This is a genomic window from Pseudomonas sp. P5_B2 (assembly GCF_056400445.1).
The window spans coordinates 1-2,013 of the sequence record NZ_JBFULH010000688.1; the positions used below are offsets into that span (position 1 = coordinate 1).

A 2,013-nucleotide genomic window follows, 5' to 3' on the forward strand; every position below is an offset into this window, starting at 1 on the left:
GTGTTAACAGCGATGGCGTCCTGATCACCGAGTAGCCTATGTGTTAACAGCGATGGCGTCCTGATCACCGAGTAGCCTATCCGATAATGTCCACATCTCTGCGCTGTAGATGTGGACACTGATCGTCCCCAACGCTCCCTACACCTGCTGTTCTGCTCGCAGAAATACGGGGCGGATACTCCGGCTATTCCCCCCCCGCTGCATAAGCGTGCACGGGGAGTTGCAAGACTGAATTTGCTATTCAGGCAGCTGATATTCCTCCACGACTGTCTGCACAATTTCAGTAGTGACCATAGTCGATGTCGCTACCAGTCCAACACCTTCGATGTGCTGAGGTTTTCTACGCACGTGTAGACCATGCACGGTACCTGCAACGCTATCGAATGAATTTTTGATAATGTCGAAAAACTGTGAATCATCGGATTGGAAGTGTCGGTATATCGCAAACGCCACCAGATCCGCCAGTTGAATCATCCTTGATGCTTTCGAGTCCAGGAATAGCGGCACCTCAGCAAAATTTCTGAGTTTGCCGAACGAGTGGCCGTCATGCTTAAACGTCCTTGCAAGATTTTGAATGCTTTTTTCGGTGTGAGAGGTATCGAAAATAGCAATGCCTCGCTCAGGGGTGCCTTGAGTGTTGTATCGCTGCAGGTATTTATCGAACCTTGACGCTACTTGTTCGAAGCAGGATTTGATTGGATCGTCCGCTCCGTGCGCTCCTCGTTCGACCACTGACGCAAATAGGCGGTATTTGCCCCTCGAGTTCGCGACGATGCTCAAGCAGTCCTTGATTGCTTGGATACGATCAGCCATCGGAAATGGCCTCCACTCGCTTTTACCTGAACGCATTGGCGAACCGTGTAGCTCGATAGCGTAGGGGTCCTCTGGGCAGAATCGCGCCGCGATCTGGTTCATTTGTGTTTCGACCCAGTGCGTCTGTCGCTCATATATCGCTACACCGGAAAGGATGAAAAAACTCTGGTTTGGATCGCTTGGCGAGCCTGATTCGTCAACGTAAAGAAGGTGCATCCAGTCATCTCCAAGCAAAAATAAAGCAAAAAAAAAGTCGAGCATCTGCTCGACTTCTGTCTAATGCCCCGCGCATGTAGGCACGGGTTTTACGAATTAGGTAAGCCAGCGAAGGAGTTCCCTCACGCACCGCTAAGGGCAGCGCTACCGACTTGTGGCGAATATAGTCCCCTCCGAGTCACCAGTCAACCTTCCTTGGGGATTCTGGGAGGATCAAAGGGCAGCCGAGCGAACGCAGTTCGTACAGGTTGCTTGGAAACTGGTCGCGGAGAGTTGGCATGCGTTATTCGTGGCTCCATATCGCCATTTCCAGTTGAGGGCTGGGAAAAAGGTAATTTTGGGAATTTGGTTACGAGCAGGGGCTGTAGCCCTTGTGTGGCGTGGCTTTGAGCAATTACCAGAGAAGGTAATTTAGGGTAATTGAAAAGGTAATTTTTTCGTAAGTGGCTGATTTTAAAGGGTTTTGTAAGGTCAGAATCTAACCATGCCAAAAGGTAATCTAATTACTAAAAAATTACCCTATTATTACCTTTAACAACATGACCTAACCAATTGATTTTAAAGGCTTCTGGAGGGACTAGAAAATCCAATTACCAAAATTACCTTTTTCCCATGGGTCAACATAAAACGGGGAGGGGTGTAGAGCGGGGCTGGCCAGAAGCGTGACACGCGAATTCTGAGTAACTGTCACTGAAACTGTCACCAGTCTCGCTTGACGTTACCTCGATACCGCTGGAGGCCTTGAAAACAGTGGAGCGGGTGAAGGGAATCGAACCCTCGTTATCAGCTTGGGAAGCTGTCTTCGGCTACGTTCGATCCAGGCTGTGTGAAAACGTTTTAGAGCACGTTTGACAGTCAGGGCGGGCCGAAAGCCGCGTTTCTACGCAAATTCTCGGTCTGATGATTAACCAAACCTGGCAGATTTTACGTAGCAACGCAGAGTTCAAAACAGCGCATGCGTTTCCACACGGCCTGGGTTGGAAG

Annotated in this window: 1 protein-coding gene; it reads right to left on the minus strand. The window is 49.6% G+C overall.

Annotated features, from left to right (window positions below):
- Positions 1 to 237: 237 nt before the first annotated feature.
- On the minus strand, positions 238 to 1,074 hold the full coding sequence (locus AC1DRJ_RS25640; protein ID WP_477804621.1) for a DUF3800 domain-containing protein: 837 nt from the start codon (positions 1,072 to 1,074) through the stop codon (positions 238 to 240).
- Between the last annotated feature and the right edge of the window lie 939 nt (positions 1,075 to 2,013).